Genomic DNA, 16,271 nt, shown 5'->3' on the forward strand with positions numbered 1-16,271 from the left:
GTTGGTTGCCTGTTACCAGCCGTTTCCGCGCGGTGCGACCCAGCCATTGCCGGTGGAATCGCCAAGCTGGCCGGACTGGGTGGGATTGCTGTTCTGGTATGACGAACCGAACTTGCCGATATTGGCACCTGTGGAGGCATCACGCTGAATGCCAGCCAGATGATCCGGATCAGGGCCGTGCTGAAAATCGTTGGATGGGGCGTCTTGATATCCGGGGGGCAGGGAGCGCTTTCCGCGTGCCCGGAAGTGCTCGCCGCCATGCTGCTGCTGGTCTGCGGAAGGTGCCTGAGCCCCTTGCTGGGCGGTTGTCGTTCCCGGTGAATAGACCTGCCCGAAAGGCGAGGAGGTCGTGGACGGTGTTGAAACGGTCTGGGCCTGTGCGGCGCCACCCAGCAGGGCTGAGGCCATCAGGGCGTAACGGAAAAAGCGTGTCATGGTCAGTGTTTCCCTGGCCGAGCGTTGAGGAAGGCCAGTCCCTGTTGCAGGGGATCAAGGCCATGAAGTCATCCTCTTAGCATAATCGGCCCGGAGCGGCAGAGGTTCAAGAGTTCTTTGGTCCTGAAAGGATTTTGCATGGATGATCTTTTTGAGTCGTTCCGGCCTGTCATGAGCTTGGCAGAGGGTGCGGTATGGCTTCCGGGCTTTGCGCGGGAGGAAGCAGGGGAATTTCTTCAGCAGATCGAGATTATCTCTGCATGTGCACCTTTCCGCAAAATGCGGACGCCCGGAGGTCGGAGCATGTCTGTCGCCACGACGTCGTGTGGCACATGCGGTTGGTATTCGGACGCGCAGGGATATCGCTACCTGACGCATGACCCACTGAGCGGGATGCCATGGCCTGAAATGCCTGAGATATTTCGCCAGCTTGCGCGGCGTGCTGCGGAGCGTGCGGGGTATCCGGATTTTACGCCGTCTTCATGTCTGATCAATCGCTACGAGCCAGGCGCGGGAATGGGGTTGCATCAGGACCGTGACGAGGATGCGCCTCAGGCGCCAATCGTATCAGTATCTTTAGGGGTTCCGGCGCGCTTTTCTTTTGGCGGCCCAAATAGAGAAAACCATGCCCGACGCATCGAACTGCTTCATGGAGATGTGGTGGTCTGGGGTGGTGCGTCACGCTTTGCGTGGCATGGCGTGTCGCCGTTGCGTGAAACTTTCCATCCGAGCACGAAAGCGCTGAGATATAATCTGACGTTTCGCGCTATCAACATTTCGCGTTTTCAGTCATAACCGGCGACCCCGCAACTCTTTATCCTGCTTATTGCACGACCTCGGAGGGCATTTTGATGCATCCCTCAAGCCAGACCCAGAAATCCTGGTCTCCTTCCAGCTGGCGTTCGCGCCCTATCGTCCAGGCTCCTGCCTACGAAGACGAAGCAGCGCTTGCCGCCGTTGAAGAGCGGCTGCATCGATATCCCCCGTTGGTTTTTGCAGGTGAGGCCCGTCGCCTCAAGGCACGTCTGGCGGCTGCATCGCGCGGAGAAGCCTTTGTTCTTCAAGGCGGCGCATGCGCTGAGAGTTTTGATGAATTCACAGCAGACATCGTGCGCGACACGTTCCGCGTGTTGCTCCAGATGGCTGTTGTTCTGACGTTCGCAGCCAAGGTTCCCGTGGTGAAGATCGGGCGCATGGCGGGCCAGTATGCCAAGCCGCGTTCATCGAACACGGAGACCATTGATGGCGTGACGTTGCCCTGTTATCGCGGCGACATCATCAATGGCCCGGAATTCACGGCGGATGCGCGTCGGGCTGATCCGCAACGTATGGAGACCGGCTATTTCCAGTCTGCTGGTGTGATGAACCTGCTGCGTGCATTCGCGCATGGCGGTTATGCAAACCTGCATGAAGTGCATCGCTGGAACCTTGGTTTCGTTGAGCGCTCGCCGCTGGCGGCGCGCTACCGTGATCTTGCCCATCGCATTGACGAAACCCTGTCGTTCATGCGGGCTTGTGGGCTGGATAGTGCTGCGGCCCAGATTGATGAGACGGAATTCTACACGTCTCATGAGGCTCTGCTTCTGCCCTACGAACAGGCTCTGACGCGCGTCGATAGCACCAGTGACGAGTATTATGACTGTTCCGCACATTTCCTGTGGATTGGGGATCGTACGCGTCAGCCTGATGGCGCGCATGTCGAGTTCCTGCGTGGTGTGAACAATCCGATTGGTATCAAGGTTGGTCCTACGACAACGGTCGAGGATCTTGAGAAGCTGCTTGAAATTCTGAACCCGAATGACGAACCCGGCCGTATCACGCTGATTTCGCGTATGGGGAAAGACAAGGTTCGGATTCATCTGCCACCATTGCTGGATGCGGTTCGCAAGACGGGCCGGACCGTGACGTGGATGTGTGATCCAATGCACGGCAACACGACGACGACGTCCAACAAGATCAAGACGCGTTCCTTTGAGAACGTGCTTGGTGAGGTTCTGGGCTTCTTTGACGTCTTTGCAGATGCCGGGCTGCGTCCGGGCGGGGTACATCTCGAGATGACCGGCCAGGATGTGACGGAGTGCATTGGTGGCGCGCAGTGCCTGACCGAGGCAGACCTTGGCGACCGGTATGAAACCTTCTGTGATCCGCGACTTAATGCGGAACAATCGCTTGAAATGGCGTTTCTACTTGCACAGGAACTCACCAGCAGGGCAGGTAAGCCAGAATGAACCCCATGACCCCAGAGCGCGCGCTCGATCTTGCTCATGGTCCGCTTGGACCGGTTGAGGAAAGAGAGATCGCCGCTCGCACGGATGCCTATTTCGGGCGTACCTGCGAGATCGTGAAGCGCTTTGGGGATTGTCGGGTCACGTACGCGATCTTCATCCGCAGGCCCGTTATTGCAGCGTGCTCTCTGGCGATCCGATGGGTGAAGAACGTGGCCCGTGCGCAGGGCTTCGAGGTGGAATGCCACGAGGTTTATGCGGAAGGGGAGTGGGTCGGTGCGGGTGAACCCCTGATTTATATGAGCGGTCCGTTCACGAAGCTTGCACCGTTGGAGACGCTGTTGCTCCAGCGTCTTGGTGCATCCTGTGTCGCGGCTCACAACGCCTACCAGATGGCGATGGCGTTACCGAATGTTCCGTTTCTTGCTATGGAAGCACGCCATTGTGCGGGCTTCGAAATGCAGGAGCAGATGTCTTATGCCGCGGGCGTGGGATCACGTGCCGCACGTAAGGAGGGCGCACGTGGCTTCATTGGAAATGCCAATGATGCGACGGCGGGTTTCTTCGGGCTGGAGCGCGGCCTTGGTACCATGCCGCATGCATTGATCGGCTATGCGGGCTCTACGCTTCGTGCGGCTGAGATGTATGATGAAGTCTATCCCAAGGAGCCTCTGACGGTTCTGGTTGATTATTTTGGCCAGGAAATTACGGATGCGCTTGAGGTTTGCGAGCGCTTTCCGGAGCGTGCTGCTGAAGGGCGGCTCAGTGTGCGTCTGGATACGCATGGTGGCCGGTTCCTTGAAGGTCTGGATCCGCAGTCTTCATATGCTGTTCTGGAGCGGCATACGCCGGGCACGATCCGCCGTTACCGCTCTGATAGCGAGTTGCGCGATCTGGTGGGGACGGGCGTTTCTGCAGCTGCGATCTGGCGGATGCGTGAGGCTCTGAACGAGGCTGGTTTTGCGAACGTGAAGATTGTTGTGTCTTCGGGTTTCAATGTTGCCAAATGTACGGCCATGCATGATGCGCATGCGCCGATTGATATTGTTGGTAGTGGATCATTCATTCCGGATCGTTGGTCCGAGACGTATGCCACTGCTGATATAGTGGCTTATGACGGCAAGGCCCGGGTCAAGGTTGGCCGCGAGTTCCTGCTGAAGAAAGCCAAGGATAAACGTGAGGTTCCATGAACGATACTTCTGAAACGCACGACCCCAAGGGTACGGACAAGGTCTGGAGCGTTCGGATCATTGATCTCTCCGGTGCGTCTGAAGGCGATACTGTTGAAGAGGTCAGTGACTTTGTTGATCTGATGCATGCAAACGCTTTTGCCCGTGCCTATGTGCGCGACAGCATTGAGCGTTGCCGTGTACCGGGTGCGACGACCAAGGAAGTTCTCGAGAGCTGGTTTGCTTTTGGGGAGAATGCTGAAGTCATTGATGCAGATGATGATGGTTGGAAATCTGCAAATGAACTTGATGATTTCGCGGCCTCTCCCGCAACGCCAATGGAGCGTGACTGGCGCGCTATTGATCCGCGTCGTCTGGTTGATGATGAGGAAATTGCCGGGCCGCCGGATGATGATGTGGATGAAGACGATGATGATGACCGCCATGAGGTCATCCGTCACTAGGATCCAAAAAGGCTGCCTCGCAATGCGGGCAGCCTTTTTTCTTGAGTAATGGGCTGATCCTGTACGGCGTATAACGCAGAAATGTCATCTGCAATCGGGATCCCTTTTGATACAAGGCGGGGCTGGCTGTCAGGCGACAATGACCCGCCATTTGTGATCTCGGGGGATCAGGATGACCATTCATTTTACACAGACGTTTGATCCTCACGCTTTTCTGGATACGTTTTTCAGTTACTCATCGGCCTTTGTTTTTGGCGCCCTGATCGGTGCGGAGCGGCAGTTTCGGCAGCGCACGGCAGGGCTGAGGACCAATGCGCTGGTTGCTCTTGGTGCTGCAGCATTCGTTGATCTGGCGGAGCGCATTGATGGTGATGCTTCGGCGGTGCGCGTTATTGCTTATGTGGTGTCTGGCGTGGGTTTTCTGGGGGCCGGGGTTATCATGAAGGATGGGCCCAATATACGCGGGCTCAATACGGCCGCGACATTGTGGTGTTCAGCCGCGATTGGTGCTTGTGCGGGCAGTGACATGATCGCGGAAGGTGCATTGCTGACGGGGTTTATTCTGGTCGCGAATACGCTTTTGCGTGTGGTTGTGGAGTGGATCAACCGGCACCAGAGTTCAAGGATCGACCCTGTGGACACGGAATAAAGCAGGGTTTGGGGCGTTGTGTCCGGGCAGAGTTGATTTAGTCTTTGTCGTTTAAGTGCGCGGGGCATGTATTCTTCGACGGATGCTGTCTGGCGCGTAAGGCGGAGATACGGCATTAAGGCGCGATGAAACTGCGCTTCGCTCCGTCTCCGACCGGCTACCTTCATGTTGGCAATGCGCGTCTTGCCGTTGCCAATTTCCTGTTCGCCCGCCGCCATGGCGGCAAATTCCTCCTGCGGATTGACGATACCGATACGTCTCGCGGAAAGCCGGAATATGAAGAGGCGATCCGCAAGGATCTGACCTGGCTCGGCATCGAATGGGACGAGGAGAAGCATCAGTCTGCCCGTCTTGAGCGCTATGAGGCAGGCATTGAAACCCTGAAGGCTTCGGGTCGTCTTTATCCGTGCTTTGAGAGCGAACATGAACTGGCCGCAAAGCGGGAAGCCCGTATCCGTGAGGGACGCGCTCCGATTTATGACCGCGCCATGCTCAAGCTTACCGCCGAGCAGCGGGAGCGTGCGGAAGCCAACGGCAAGACGCCACACTGGCGCTTCAGGTTGAGCGATGGCAGCAAGCGCTGGGAAGATCTCGTGATGGGGGATTGCTCCGTCAAGCTGACCGCAATCTCCGATCCGGTCCTGGTGCGTGCGGATGGAACCATTCTCTATACACTGGCATCTATCATTGATGATCTTGATCTGGGTGTGACGCATGTTGTGCGTGGCGAGGATCATGTCACCAACACTGGTGTACAGCTTGATATTGCCGAGGCTCTTGGCGCAAAGGCGAAGCGCTTCACGTTTGCACATCTCCCGCTTCTGCTGGATTCGGGGGGAGGAAAGCTTTCCAAGCGCTTTGATTCCCTGTCGCTTAAATCCCTGCGCCATGACGGCATGGAGCCGATGTCGCTCGTCGCTTATCTCTCATGCGTGGGGTCGTCTCAGGATCCGCGGGTCATGACGATGGGAGAGGCGATTTCCAGCTACGATCTGGCGCATGTTTCGAAATCGGCCGCGCGTTTCGACATGACGCAGCTTCTGGCGCTCAACCGCCGTGCTTTGCATGAGCTGTCGTTCGAAGATGCACGCGATCGTCTACCGCCAGAAGCCGATGAAGCCTTCTGGAATGCGGTGCGTGGAAATGTCGATCTTTCCGCTGAAATCCCGCATTGGTGGGAGGTGACGCATGGCGATGTCGTGCCGCCGTCCCAGCCTGAAGACCGTGACTTCCTGAGGCTGGCTCTGGAGCTTCTGCCTGTTGAGCCATGGGGCGATGACACATGGAAGAACTGGACCAACGCCCTGAAGGCGCAGTCTGATCGTAAGGGGCGGACGTTGTTTATGCCGCTGCGTCTGGCATTGACAGGTGAGGATGCCGGACCGGAATTGCATGTTCTGCTCGGCCTGATGGGCCGCGCCCGTGTAGTGTCCCGTCTGGAAGACGCTATCCGCGCCTGAGTTTGAAGTTCCCCTGCTGTGTTACGCGCGCAGCAGGGGGCGTTTTTAAATAGTTTCGACTGACCAGTTTGCGTTCCAGCTTTCCCCGGCTTCAAGATGTAGAAGGCCGGGTTTGCGGGAGAAATCACCAGAAAAATCGCCGGGCGCTGCGTAGCCGTGCCAAGGCTCGATACATAGAAAATCCGCGCCCGGCTTCATCCAAAGCCCAAGATCCCGGAAGCCGTTCCAGGTGATATGTAGTCCATCCTTTTGGGGGGTGATGTAAGACACTGAATGGCTGTTGAGTTCGGGCATGATGATTGCATCTGCGACGAACAGCTCTTCTGTGAGAGGCAGATTTTTGCCCTGTACCGGCGTTGGGAATGCTTCGGGTAGAACGCCCTTATCATCAATCCGTCGGATGGGTGCAGGTTCGTTTTCTGAAAATATCAGTTGATGGGCAGTTTTGGGGACGTCTTCACGCAGGGGCCAGATGAAGGCCGGATGTGCGCCCAGAGATGCGTGCAGCACAGCTGATGAATCCGGGTTGTGAAGCTCGTAAGATACCGTAAGGCGATTTTCTTCGACCCGATATGTCATGCGCAGGCGGAAGCGCTCTGGAAAGCCGGTCAGTGTTGCCGCGTTTTCTGTAAGCTCCAGCGTACAGCCTTGCGCGGTTCGATCGAGCCAGTGAAAAGTGCAGTCCCGCGCGAAACCATGTTGAGGCAGGTGAAGTGGTTGGTCGTTGAGAGTAATCTCGTGAGCAGGCAATCGTCCTACGATGGGAAACAGGACAGGGGAGTGTCTGGGCCAGGGCGGTCCACCATTCCACATCAGTTCACGGCCTGTCGGATCACGTAGGGAAATTAATTCCGCTCCATGAGCCGTGACGGTTGCCGTCAGCAGGTCTGTTCCGAACACATATTTTTCTGTTGTCATGATGTCTGATCTCCCAAGAGTTTTTCCCAATCATGGGCGGGCTTCAGATAAAGGGCGGGCTTTCTCCAGGCTCCGTGTTGTGGAAGTGATTGAAGTCTACTTCGACTCTGCCATCGGGGCGGTTGATGATCATTTCCACGAAGCGGAAACCATGTTTGACGTGCCCGATTTCGTAAGCGTGCCGTGCGAAGATTGTCTGGGACGAAATCTCGTCCGTTCCATCCATCGTCACGATGATTTCGGCATTCTGTTCCAGCAGGGTCTCGGCGGAAAGACCATACAGGGGGCTGGTCTCGTCAATCATATGTGTTGCGTTGAGGCTGATGCGGAAAATTGGCGCGTGTGACTGGACAAGGTTCAGCCGATCAAAACGCCGGATCAGGCGTCCGTGATCGTTAGGCATCAGGCGCGCAAGTGTCATCTCCACATTCGCAGACAGGATCAGCGTGCGGCGCATGTTGGCGAGACGGACGGTCAGCGTGGGAAGCATGTCGTCATAGGAGACGACGGCTGTGCGGCTGAAGAGGATGCGCGCACGAGGCCTCGAAAAACGGGCAAACACAAGGCCGGTTGCAAGTGCGTTGAGCATCATGCCCGCGAGCACCTCGAATGACACGATGGTGTTTGTAAGACGTCCGGCGGGGGCCCAGATCCCATAACCGACGGTTGAAATGGTCTGGACGCTGAAGAAGACGTCGCTCAGGAAATCTCCCGGCGCAATATTTGTGACGCTGCCGGGGATCAGGAAATACAGCATCCCGAAACCGAGATTGATGACCAGATAGAGCAGCAGGGATGCCCAGAAAAATGTGGGCCAGCTCATCGTCAGAAGGTGGTGATAGAGATCGTTGAGGGTGCCGCGTTGCAGCCCGGTGCGAATGATGTCCCGACGCCCGTTCTCCTCCAGGACATGTGCCCGGATACGGTTTGCCGATTCTGCGAGAAGCGGGTCGGGGGGAGGTGTTCTTCTGTCCCGTCGCCGCCACTGCATCATGTTCTCAGCTCCGTGCTTTGCGGCCAGTGGTTAGCTCACTAACCACGCCATGCAGGGTGCGAAGTTCCTGTTCGGTCACTTCGCCCCGCGTGAAGAAATGACGCAGGTTGCGCACCATTCCCGGGCGTTTCTGTTCGTTCCTGAGGAACCCGCTGTCATCAAGGTCGCGGATCAGGTGCGACATGAAGTTTTCGAGCTCGCCCTTCGTCGCGACATGCGTCTCGTTGGTCATGAGTTCGCGCTCGGGGGTGGTGTCTTCGGTCAGGAACCATTCATAGGCCATCACCAGCACGGCCTGCGCGAGATTCAGGGACATGAAGCGCGGGTTGAGCGGGTAGCGGATTAAAACATCTGCGCGCGCCATGTCCTCGTTGTCCAGTCCCGCGCGTTCGGGCCCGAAAAGGATGCCCGAACGAAGCTTGCGATCTGATACGGCGCGAAGTTCTGCTGCGGCGCCACGGGCCGTCATGACGGGTTTGACGACATGTCGTGGGCGGGGACAGGTGGCGAATACACGGTGCAGGTCTGCAATGGCATCATCGACCGTGTCGAAAACTTCTGCTGCATCAAGAATGCGATGCGCGCCGGATGAAGCGTACCACGCGCGTTCCTGTGGCCAGCCATCACGTGGCGCTACGATACGCAGGTGGAAAAGGCCGCCATTGGCCATTGCGCGCGCGGTTGTACCGATATTCTCGGCAAGCTGCGGGCGTACAAGGATGACAACCGGGTCATAGGGGCCGGGCGGGGCGAGATCGGCGCCGCCTTCACGTCCTGTCATGGGGTCAGGCCTTTCGCCATGTTGTGCCGGAAGGACCGTCTTCCAGCGTAATGCCGGAAGCAGACAATTCTGCACGGATTGCGTCGGCACGGGCGAAATCGCGGGATTTGCGGGCAGCCAGACGTTCTTCAATAAGGGTTTCGATTGCGGATGCATCCACGCCAGACTGAAACCAGTCAGCGGGAGAGACGGTAAAGAGGCCCAGGAGCTTCCCTGCCGCAAGCAGGCCGGACGCTGCATCCTGATCCCCCTGCATGGCAGCATCCGCCAGTGGGTGGAGTGTTGATATGGCCAGTGGGGTGTTCAGGTCATCGCACAGGGCGTCCATGACGGAAGCCGGTATTGCGGCGTCCGGCTGGGGATTGCCGCGTTCAAGCGCGCGATAGAGACGGTCCAGGGTGCGGCGTGCCTCTTCAAGTTTTTCCCACGAAAAATCGAGCGTTGAGCGGTAATGTGCGCCCAGATAGAGCAGCCGGAGGGGCTCGGCAGGTGAGCGCTCCAGCGCTTCGCGGATGGTATGGAAATTGCCCAGGGATTTGGACATTTTCTCACCATTCGAGAGCAGCATGCCCACATGCAGCCAGTGCGTTGCAAATTTGCTGCCGGGGAAGCAGCACAGGGACTGCGCGCGCTCGTTTTCGTGGTGAGGAAACAGGAGATCATCCCCGCCGCCGTGGATATCAAAGCTCTCACCCAGATAACGGTGTGACATGGCAGAGCATTCGATATGCCAGCCCGGACGGCCACGACCATAGGGACTTTCCCATCCCGGCTGTTCCGGAGTGGAAGGCTTCCACAAAACGAAATCGCCCGGATCGCGCTTGTATGGAGCGACTTCGACGCGGGCACCTGCGATCATGTCGTCCAGCGAGCGGCCGGAAAGCGCGCCGTAAGTCGGAAAATTCCGGACGGCAAATAATACATGGCCCTCGGCCTCATAGGCGTGGCCATTGGCGATCAGGCGGGCAATCAGGTCCAGCATGTCCCCGATATGATGGGTTGCGCGCGGTTCGATATCCGGAGGAAGGATATCGAGCGCACGAAGATCTTCGTGGAATGCTTCGGTTGTGCGCTCGGTAAGGGCGGAAATATCTTCGCCGTTTTCCAGTGCGCGGGCTGTAATCTTGTCGTCCACGTCCGTCACGTTGCGGACATAGGTCACGCAGGGATAAAGCGTGCGGAGCAGACGCACCAGAACATCTGCGCACAGCATGGCACGCAGGTTGCCGAGATGCGCCCGGTCATAGACGGTCGGGCCGCAGAAATAGATCCGCACGTTCTGCGGATCGAGCGGGGAGAAAGGGCGTTTTTCGCGTGCGTGGCTGTCATGCAGTCGCAGCGCCGGATATGCAGGATCGACCATGTGCTGATCAATGCGTCAGCCATCGTCCGGGTGCAACAGGGTTTGTAGGTCTTGTTTCACTCAAATGCCCCTGTATAGGGGGGATATGACAAGAAAAGTCCCCGATCCGACATCGCCTTCGGGGCATGTCCTCACTCTTGCCCGTGTTGCATTGCCGCTCGCCCTCTCGCAGTTGTCCGAAATGGCGATGGGTGTGACGGATACTGTGCTGCTTGGCAGCCTCGGTGTGACCGAGCTTGCCATTGGCGGTATTTCCAATAGCGTTTTCTTCACCACAATGGTGACTTTCCAGACAATCCTTGGCGGCGCGGGTATCATGCTCTCCCATGGTCGGGGTGTGGTGGACAGTGGCGGTGTTAGTCATGACGGACGTTCGATTGTCAGCGCCGCGGTAGCACTTGCTCTGTGTGTGTTTGTTCCGTGCCTGCTTCTGCTGCTGCCTGCACGTGAACTTTTCAGCATGATGGGTGAACCGTCGGCAGTGATCGAACATGGCAGCCGCTTCATTCACATCCTGCTGATCGCGCTCTTGCCGGATCTGGTGATCATTGGCCTGTTCCGGGTGATTCTGCCTGCTCTGGGAGCGGAAACGCTGCTTTTGTGGATCATGCCGGCGATGGCGCTTTGCAATGGGTTGACCAATGCAACGTTGATTCATGGATGGTTCGGGTTGCCTGCGTTAGGGCTTTACGGTTCCGCCACTGCGACGAGTCTGACGGGGTGGGCCATATCGCTGGCGCTGATCGTGCTTTGTCTGGCGCGCCCCAATATTCGGGCCGTTTTGCGTCCGGCGGCTGTGCAGTGGCCCATTTTCAAGGAGCTTCTGAAGCTGGGTCTGCCGATCATGGCGGGGGCTGCGGCAGAGATCCTGATGTTTCAGATTACCGGGCTACGTGCAGGTGAGTTCGGTACGCAGAGTCTGGCAGCTCATCAGATTGCACAAAATACGGCATCCCTGACATTTATGGTCTGCCTTGCGATCGGGCAGGCAGTAAATGTGCGGGTGTCATACTGGCGTGGAGCGCAGCAGATGGTGCAGGCACGCCGTGCGGCCATTACGGCTGTGGGGCTGGTTCTGAGCTGGAGCGTCCTGACGGCAAGTGCTTTGTTGATCTGGCCAGACCGGGTTGCTGCACTTTACTTCAGTGGCGCGCCACCAGATGCAACGACCATGGCTACGACTGTGCTGCTTCTGAAAATCGCAGGGATTTTTCAGCTGGTCGATGGGCTCCAGACTACTTTTACCGGGGCACTTCGTGGTTGTGGTGATACTGTCTGGCCGATGGTAATTGGTATTTGCAGCTACACCATGGTGGGGCTTGGGTTTGGTGGCTGGCTGGCCTTCCAGGCGCATTATGGCGTGGAAGGCCTTTGGTTCGGTCTGGCTGCGGGGCTTGCGGTTACCTGTGTCGCGACGGGCTACAGGATGTATCGTGTCATGTGGCGGTGCGCGCCAACCTGATGGTGATGAGGTAGATCACCAGACCTCCGCCGGATAGCAGGGCGCCGCCCCAGCCAACCGAAGCCAGCCCATAGCCTGCTCCGACCAGAAATGCTCCCTGCCAGGCGCCAATGGCATTTGCGATATTAAAGGCAGAATGATTGAGCGATGCCGCCAGTGTCTGTGCATCCCCGGCAACTTCCATGAGCCGGGACTGCATGGCCGGCGAGAGGATGATCGTGGCAGCGGGCAGGAGGAAGGTGATTGGCAGCATGGCCCAGGGAGAGGGCAGCAGGAGCCAGAATCCCAGCATGAACAGGACGCTTGCCATAAGCGCACAGATAGCAGTGCGGTCCAGATTGCGGTCAATCATGTTGGAGCCGAGCGCATTGCCTGCGACCATGCCGAGCCCCCAGACGATCTGGTAAAGCGCAACGCCCCAGTCGGGGAGGTGTGTTACGTGGGACAGGGCAGATGTGAGGAACGTGTAGACCCCGAACATACCGCCAAATCCCACGGCGCCAGTCAGGAGTGTCAGCAGAACCTGTGGGCGTTTGAGGGCGCCGAGTTCGGAAAGGGCAGAGACGCCGGGTTTGGGTCGGTCCGTGGGAATAAAATACCAGATTCCCAGCAGGCAGATGATGCCCAGTCCGGCGATGGTGCCATATGCAACGCGCCATCCAAGATGGTTTGCAGCATAAGTGGACAGGGGAGATCCGATGACGGTCGAAATCATGATGCCAGACAACACGCGACCGATGGCACGTCCGCGATGGGCACGCTCCACCATTGAGGCGCCGATCAGCGCGGAGACCCCGAAGAAAGCACCATGAGGCAGGCCGGTGATGAAACGCATCACTTCGATAGCGAAGAGATTCGGCATCATCACACTGCCGATGTTTCCTGCGATGAACAGGCACATCATGAGCATAAGCAGTGTCCGTCGAGGCAGCTTTGCACCGGCTACCGCAATGAGCGGAGCACCCACCACCACGCCCAGCGCGTAGGATGCGATGACTGATCCTGCGCGAGGAATGGTGATGCTCAGGGACTGCGAAAATTCTGGTAGCAGGCCCATCATGGCGAATTCGCCGGTACCGATGGTGAATGTTGCCAGCATAAGGGAGAGCATCGCGGGCTCTACACCATGCGGCGGGCGCACACGCTCGACGTCGGGAGGCTCGATGTTATCCATAAAAAAATCCGGAATGGCAGAAGGTGTCCAACCTGCCATTCCGGACTACAACTAAGGACCAGAAAATCCTGAAAAGCGGATTATCAGTCGTTTTTTGCAGGCTCGGTTGGCAGGCGGATCGTCAGACCGGGATAAATGTCATCCTTGGATGTGACAAGCGGTTCATTGGCTGCGAGGAGTTCGTCTCCTGTAAAGTCTTCCGGAATTTTGTCTGCAACTTCGTCCAGAGTGGTGCTGGTCTTGATCTGCAGGAATTTCGGATCAGGTGTACCTGGCGGAACCTGAATATCCGCTTCCACAGTCGATACGCCTGCAACATTGCCTGCTGTGAGGATCATCTGATCTCGGGCCTTGGCGCTGTCAGCCTTGCCGCGCAGAAGAACAGTGCGGTCATCGATCACCAGATGAGACATGTGCATCTGCGCGAGGCCGAATTTTTTGAAGGCGCGTTTGATGGCACTCTCACCGGGCTTCGGTGGCGCTGGGGAATCCAGAGACTGGATCAGGCCCTCGAGCGAACCCTCTGTGATGTGGCCGACTTTGGGATTGAAGTTGTAAATCTTCATAGGAACAATCGCTCAAAAAAATGGTGCCCACCGAGGGGCAGCAGAGCGATAACGCAATGACCTGGCAAAAAGATACGTGTTTTTTGCATTCTGATGCCCTGAAGATTGGAGCACCTGCAAAGGCCAAGGATTGACATCGTGGTCTACAGTGCTGTAGGCGCGGCACCACAGCCGGAAACGTGGACGTGCCGGTCGGTTCCATCATGCGCGGGTTTCTGTAGCCCGCCGGTCCCGGCTCTTAAGGTGCGCGCCCGTCCTTTCCAATTCGGGAAGGGGCCTACCGGTGCAACAAAACGGCCTGCCATGCAGCATGGGGCAGGCCTGACGAGAGAACACGGGTCAACCCATGTCAAAGCGTTTAGAGAGCAAGTACAAGATCAATCGCCGTCTCGGCGTCAACCTGTGGGGCCGTGCCAAGTCCCCGGTTAACAAGCGCGAGTACGGCCCCGGCCAGCACGGCCAGCGTCGCAAGCAGAAGCCTTCTGACTTCTCCATTCAGCTGATGGCCAAGCAGAAGCTCAAGGGCTACTACGGCAACATCAGCGAGAAGCAGTTCCGCAAGTACTACGATGAGGCTGTTCGCCGTAAGGGTGATACCTCCGAGAACCTGATCGGTCTGCTGGAGCGTCGTCTGGATGCGGTTATCTACCGCCTCAAGTTCGCCATCACGCCTTTCGCTGCACGTCAGTTCATCAGCCATGGCCACATCACGGTTAACGGCAAGAAGGTGAACATTCCGTCCTACCTCGTGAAGGAAGGCGACGTCATCGAAGTTCGCGAGAAGTCCAAGCACCTCGCAATCGTTCTCGATGCAGCACAGACCGGTGAGCGCGATGCTCCTGAGTATGTTGAAGTCGATCACCGCCAGATGAAGGGTCGCTTCATTCGCACCCCGGTTCTCACGGATGTGCCGTATCCGGTGCAGATGGAACCGAACCTGGTCGTCGAGTTCTACTCCCGCTAATTCTGAACTCCGGGCTTCGTGCCCGGGTTCTGCGGACGACCGGAACGCCGGGCGGGACCTCCCGTCCGGCGTTTTTCATTTCAAGACCTCGGAGCCTTCATGTCCGAAGCCCTCAGCGCCGATATCAACCGCGAAATCGCCCGCCGGCGTACCTTCGCCATCATTTCCCATCCTGATGCCGGTAAGACGACCCTCACCGAGCGCATCCTGCGTGCGGGTGGCGCGATCCAGCTCGCGGGTAATGTGCGCGCTAAGGGTGAGCGTCGGCGCACCAAATCCGACTGGATGGGCATTGAGCGCGACCGCGGCATTTCTGTCGTGACGTCTGTCATGACGTTTGAATATGGTGGCTGCGTCTTCAACCTGCTGGATACGCCGGGCCATGAAGACTTCTCCGAGGATACTTATCGTACCCTGACGGCCGTTGATTGCGCCGTCATGGTGATTGACGCTGCGAAGGGCATTGAGGCCAGAACCCTCAAGCTGTTCGAAATTTGCCGTCTGCGCGATATTCCCATCGTTACGTTCATCAACAAGATGGATCGCGAAGCGCAGGACAGCTTTGCACTGCTCGATGAAATTGGCAGCACGCTGGCTTTGGATACGTCCCCAGCCACCTGGCCTATTGGTCGTGCCGCCAAGTTTGCGGGTACGTATGACCGCCGCACGCGCCAGGTTCATACCAAAGAACCGATTGCCGAAACCGACGAGCGCATGGTGCAGTTGCACGAAGAACTGGAACTGGTTGAGGCTGCTCTTCCGGAATTCGATCGTGAATCCTTCGATGCAGGACATCTTTCGCCGGTATTCTTTGGCTCGGCCATGAAGGAGATCGGTGTGACTGATCTTCTTGATGCATTGGTGGCCTATGGTCCTGCGCCCAGAGCCCAGCAGACTGAATCTCGCGAAGTGCGGGCAAATGAAGAGCAGGTGACGGCGCTCGTTTTCAAGATCCAGGCCAACATGGATCCCAACCACCGCGATCGTATGGCTTTCGCGCGTGTGTGCTCAGGCAAGCTGATGCGTGGCATGCGCCTGAAGCATGTGCGGACTGGAAAGCAGTTTGCGCTGCATACGCCTCAGTTCTTCTTTGCCCGTGACCGTCAGCTTGCCGAGGAAGCCTTTGGTGGTGATGTGGTTGGTATTCCCAACCATGGGACGTTGCGCATTGGCGACACGCTGACGGAATCGGAAGATCTGCGCTTCACGGGTGTGCCGCACTTTGCGCCAGAAATTCTACGTCGTGTCCGACTCGATGATGCCATGAAGGCTAAGAAGCTGCGTCAGGCGCTTGTTGAACTCGCGGAGGAGGGCGTTGTTCAGCTTTTCCGTCCACAAGACGGGTTGCCGCCGATCGTTGGTGTGGTTGGGACGCTCCAGCTCGATGTTCTGCAATCACGTCTGAAGGGTGAATATGGTGTGGGTATCGGCTTTGAGAGCACGCCCTATACACTGGCAAGATGGGTGACCGGAGAGAGGGCGAAGATGGAAGATTTCGCCATGCTCAACCGCTCTGCAATGTGTGATGATCTGGATGGAGATCCAGTGTTTCTGGCCAGCTCATCCTTCATGATGCGTCGGGCCGTGGAGACCAATCCCGATCTTGCATTTCATGACATCAAGCAGATCGGCATGGCTTCCGTCTGA

At 57.5% G+C, this 16,271-nt stretch carries 16 protein-coding genes; 9 read left to right on the top strand and 7 right to left on the bottom strand.

Annotated elements, in window-relative coordinates; translation table 11 throughout:
• Positions 1-12: 12 nt before the first annotated feature.
• Entirely contained in the window at positions 13-435 is a 423-nt protein-coding gene (locus GWA01_RS02035) for a hypothetical protein (protein ID WP_146793512.1), read from the bottom strand.
• A gap of 138 nt (positions 436-573) precedes the next feature.
• Between GWA01_RS02035 and alkB the strand changes: the two genes are divergently transcribed.
• The 6 genes from alkB to gltX all read left to right on the top strand — a co-directional run bounded on the left by alkB (position 574) and on the right by gltX (position 6,402).
• Positions 574-1,230 carry a DNA oxidative demethylase AlkB gene (gene alkB / locus GWA01_RS02040; RefSeq protein WP_146793514.1) on the top strand — a complete coding sequence of 219 codons (657 nt, stop codon included), beginning with the start codon at positions 574-576 and terminating at the stop codon, positions 1,228-1,230.
• Positions 1,231-1,286: 56 nt separating this feature from the next.
• Positions 1,287-2,663: a class II 3-deoxy-7-phosphoheptulonate synthase gene (locus GWA01_RS02045; protein ID WP_146795423.1), complete on the top strand. Its 1,377-nt coding sequence runs from the start codon at positions 1,287-1,289 to the stop codon at positions 2,661-2,663.
• The gene (locus tag GWA01_RS02050) at positions 2,660-3,850 is read left to right on the top strand and encodes a beta/alpha barrel domain-containing protein (protein ID WP_186819429.1); all 1,191 of its coding nucleotides are present in this window, start codon (positions 2,660-2,662) and stop codon (positions 3,848-3,850) included. The genes GWA01_RS02045 and GWA01_RS02050 overlap by 4 nt, the downstream gene beginning before the upstream one ends.
• Positions 3,847-4,293, top strand: a complete 447-nt coding sequence (locus GWA01_RS02055) for a hypothetical protein (RefSeq protein WP_146793516.1) — start codon at positions 3,847-3,849, stop codon at positions 4,291-4,293. Before GWA01_RS02050 ends, GWA01_RS02055 begins: the two co-directional genes overlap by 4 nt.
• A 172-nt stretch (positions 4,294-4,465) precedes the next feature.
• Positions 4,466-4,942 carry an MgtC/SapB family protein gene (locus GWA01_RS02060; RefSeq protein WP_146793518.1) on the top strand — a complete coding sequence of 159 codons (477 nt, stop codon included), beginning with the start codon at positions 4,466-4,468 and terminating at the stop codon, positions 4,940-4,942.
• A gap of 125 nt (positions 4,943-5,067) precedes the next feature.
• Complete coding sequence (gene gltX / locus GWA01_RS02065) at positions 5,068-6,402, top strand: glutamate--tRNA ligase (RefSeq protein WP_146793520.1); 1,335 nt, start codon at positions 5,068-5,070, stop codon at positions 6,400-6,402.
• Positions 6,403-6,447: 45 nt separating this feature from the next.
• On the opposite strand, the gene GWA01_RS02070 is transcribed toward gltX, so the two are convergent.
• The 4 genes from GWA01_RS02070 to cysS are packed head-to-tail and all read right to left on the bottom strand — an operon-like array spanning position 6,448 to position 10,458.
• Positions 6,448-7,320 (bottom strand): aldose 1-epimerase family protein, encoded by an 873-nt coding sequence (locus GWA01_RS02070; RefSeq protein WP_146793522.1) that lies wholly within the window; start codon positions 7,318-7,320, stop codon positions 6,448-6,450.
• Between the two features lie 43 nt (positions 7,321-7,363).
• Positions 7,364-8,314, bottom strand: a complete 951-nt coding sequence (locus tag GWA01_RS02075; RefSeq protein WP_146793524.1) for an ion channel — start codon at positions 8,312-8,314, stop codon at positions 7,364-7,366.
• A gap of 4 nt (positions 8,315-8,318) precedes the next feature.
• Entirely contained in the window at positions 8,319-9,095 is a 777-nt protein-coding gene (locus tag GWA01_RS02080) for an RNA methyltransferase (protein WP_146793526.1), read from the bottom strand.
• A 4-nt stretch (positions 9,096-9,099) separates the two neighbouring features.
• Entirely contained in the window at positions 9,100-10,458 is a 1,359-nt protein-coding gene (gene cysS / locus GWA01_RS02085; RefSeq protein ID WP_146793528.1) for a cysteine--tRNA ligase, read from the bottom strand.
• A gap of 85 nt (positions 10,459-10,543) precedes the next feature.
• Here cysS and GWA01_RS02090 point away from each other — a divergent pair, with 85 nt between their 5' ends.
• Positions 10,544-11,920 carry an MATE family efflux transporter gene (locus GWA01_RS02090; RefSeq protein WP_146793530.1) on the top strand — a complete coding sequence of 459 codons (1,377 nt, stop codon included), beginning with the start codon at positions 10,544-10,546 and terminating at the stop codon, positions 11,918-11,920.
• Here GWA01_RS02090 and GWA01_RS02095 read toward each other — a convergent pair.
• A complete protein-coding gene (locus GWA01_RS02095) occupies positions 11,895-13,094 on the bottom strand; it encodes an MFS transporter (protein ID WP_146793532.1) in 1,200 nt (399 codons plus the stop codon). The genes GWA01_RS02090 and GWA01_RS02095 overlap by 26 nt on opposite strands.
• A gap of 83 nt (positions 13,095-13,177) precedes the next feature.
• On the bottom strand, positions 13,178-13,660 hold the full coding sequence (locus tag GWA01_RS02100) for a BON domain-containing protein (RefSeq protein ID WP_146793534.1): 483 nt from the start codon (positions 13,658-13,660) through the stop codon (positions 13,178-13,180).
• A 346-nt stretch (positions 13,661-14,006) separates the two neighbouring features.
• Between GWA01_RS02100 and rpsD the strand changes: the two genes are divergently transcribed.
• A complete protein-coding gene (gene rpsD / locus GWA01_RS02105) occupies positions 14,007-14,624 on the top strand; it encodes a 30S ribosomal protein S4 (RefSeq protein ID WP_146793535.1) in 618 nt (205 codons plus the stop codon).
• Between the two features lie 99 nt (positions 14,625-14,723).
• A complete protein-coding gene (locus GWA01_RS02110; protein WP_146793537.1) occupies positions 14,724-16,271 on the top strand; it encodes a peptide chain release factor 3 in 1,548 nt (515 codons plus the stop codon).

It is taken from the genome of Gluconobacter wancherniae NBRC 103581, assembly GCF_007988885.1.
GTDB lineage: Bacteria > Pseudomonadota > Alphaproteobacteria > Acetobacterales > Acetobacteraceae > Gluconobacter > Gluconobacter wancherniae.

Bases quoted from the DNA above. Each gene is read 5' to 3' on its own strand.
- alkB (WP_146793514.1), top strand. From the start codon at position 574: ATGGATGATCTTTTTGAGTCGTTCCGGCCTGTCATGAGCTTGGCAGAG.
- cysS (WP_146793528.1), bottom strand. From the start codon at position 10,458: ATGGTCGATCCTGCATATCCGGCGCTGCGACTGCATGACAGCCACGCA.
- GWA01_RS02095 (WP_146793532.1), bottom strand. From the start codon at position 13,094: ATGGATAACATCGAGCCTCCCGACGTCGAGCGTGTGCGCCCGCCGCAT.
- GWA01_RS02035 (WP_146793512.1), bottom strand. From the start codon at position 435: ATGACACGCTTTTTCCGTTACGCCCTGATGGCCTCAGCCCTGCTGGGT.
- GWA01_RS02080 (WP_146793526.1), bottom strand. From the start codon at position 9,095: ATGACAGGACGTGAAGGCGGCGCCGATCTCGCCCCGCCCGGCCCCTAT.
- GWA01_RS02090 (WP_146793530.1), top strand. From the start codon at position 10,544: ATGACAAGAAAAGTCCCCGATCCGACATCGCCTTCGGGGCATGTCCTC.
- GWA01_RS02060 (WP_146793518.1), top strand. From the start codon at position 4,466: ATGACCATTCATTTTACACAGACGTTTGATCCTCACGCTTTTCTGGAT.
- GWA01_RS02055 (WP_146793516.1), top strand. From the start codon at position 3,847: ATGAACGATACTTCTGAAACGCACGACCCCAAGGGTACGGACAAGGTC.
- GWA01_RS02045 (WP_146795423.1), top strand. From the start codon at position 1,287: ATGCATCCCTCAAGCCAGACCCAGAAATCCTGGTCTCCTTCCAGCTGG.
- gltX (WP_146793520.1), top strand. From the start codon at position 5,068: ATGAAACTGCGCTTCGCTCCGTCTCCGACCGGCTACCTTCATGTTGGC.
- GWA01_RS02100 (WP_146793534.1), bottom strand. From the start codon at position 13,660: ATGAAGATTTACAACTTCAATCCCAAAGTCGGCCACATCACAGAGGGT.
- GWA01_RS02110 (WP_146793537.1), top strand. From the start codon at position 14,724: ATGTCCGAAGCCCTCAGCGCCGATATCAACCGCGAAATCGCCCGCCGG.
- rpsD (WP_146793535.1), top strand. From the start codon at position 14,007: ATGTCAAAGCGTTTAGAGAGCAAGTACAAGATCAATCGCCGTCTCGGC.
- GWA01_RS02075 (WP_146793524.1), bottom strand. From the start codon at position 8,314: ATGATGCAGTGGCGGCGACGGGACAGAAGAACACCTCCCCCCGACCCG.
- GWA01_RS02070 (WP_146793522.1), bottom strand. From the start codon at position 7,320: ATGACAACAGAAAAATATGTGTTCGGAACAGACCTGCTGACGGCAACC.
- GWA01_RS02050 (WP_186819429.1), top strand. From the start codon at position 2,660: ATGAACCCCATGACCCCAGAGCGCGCGCTCGATCTTGCTCATGGTCCG.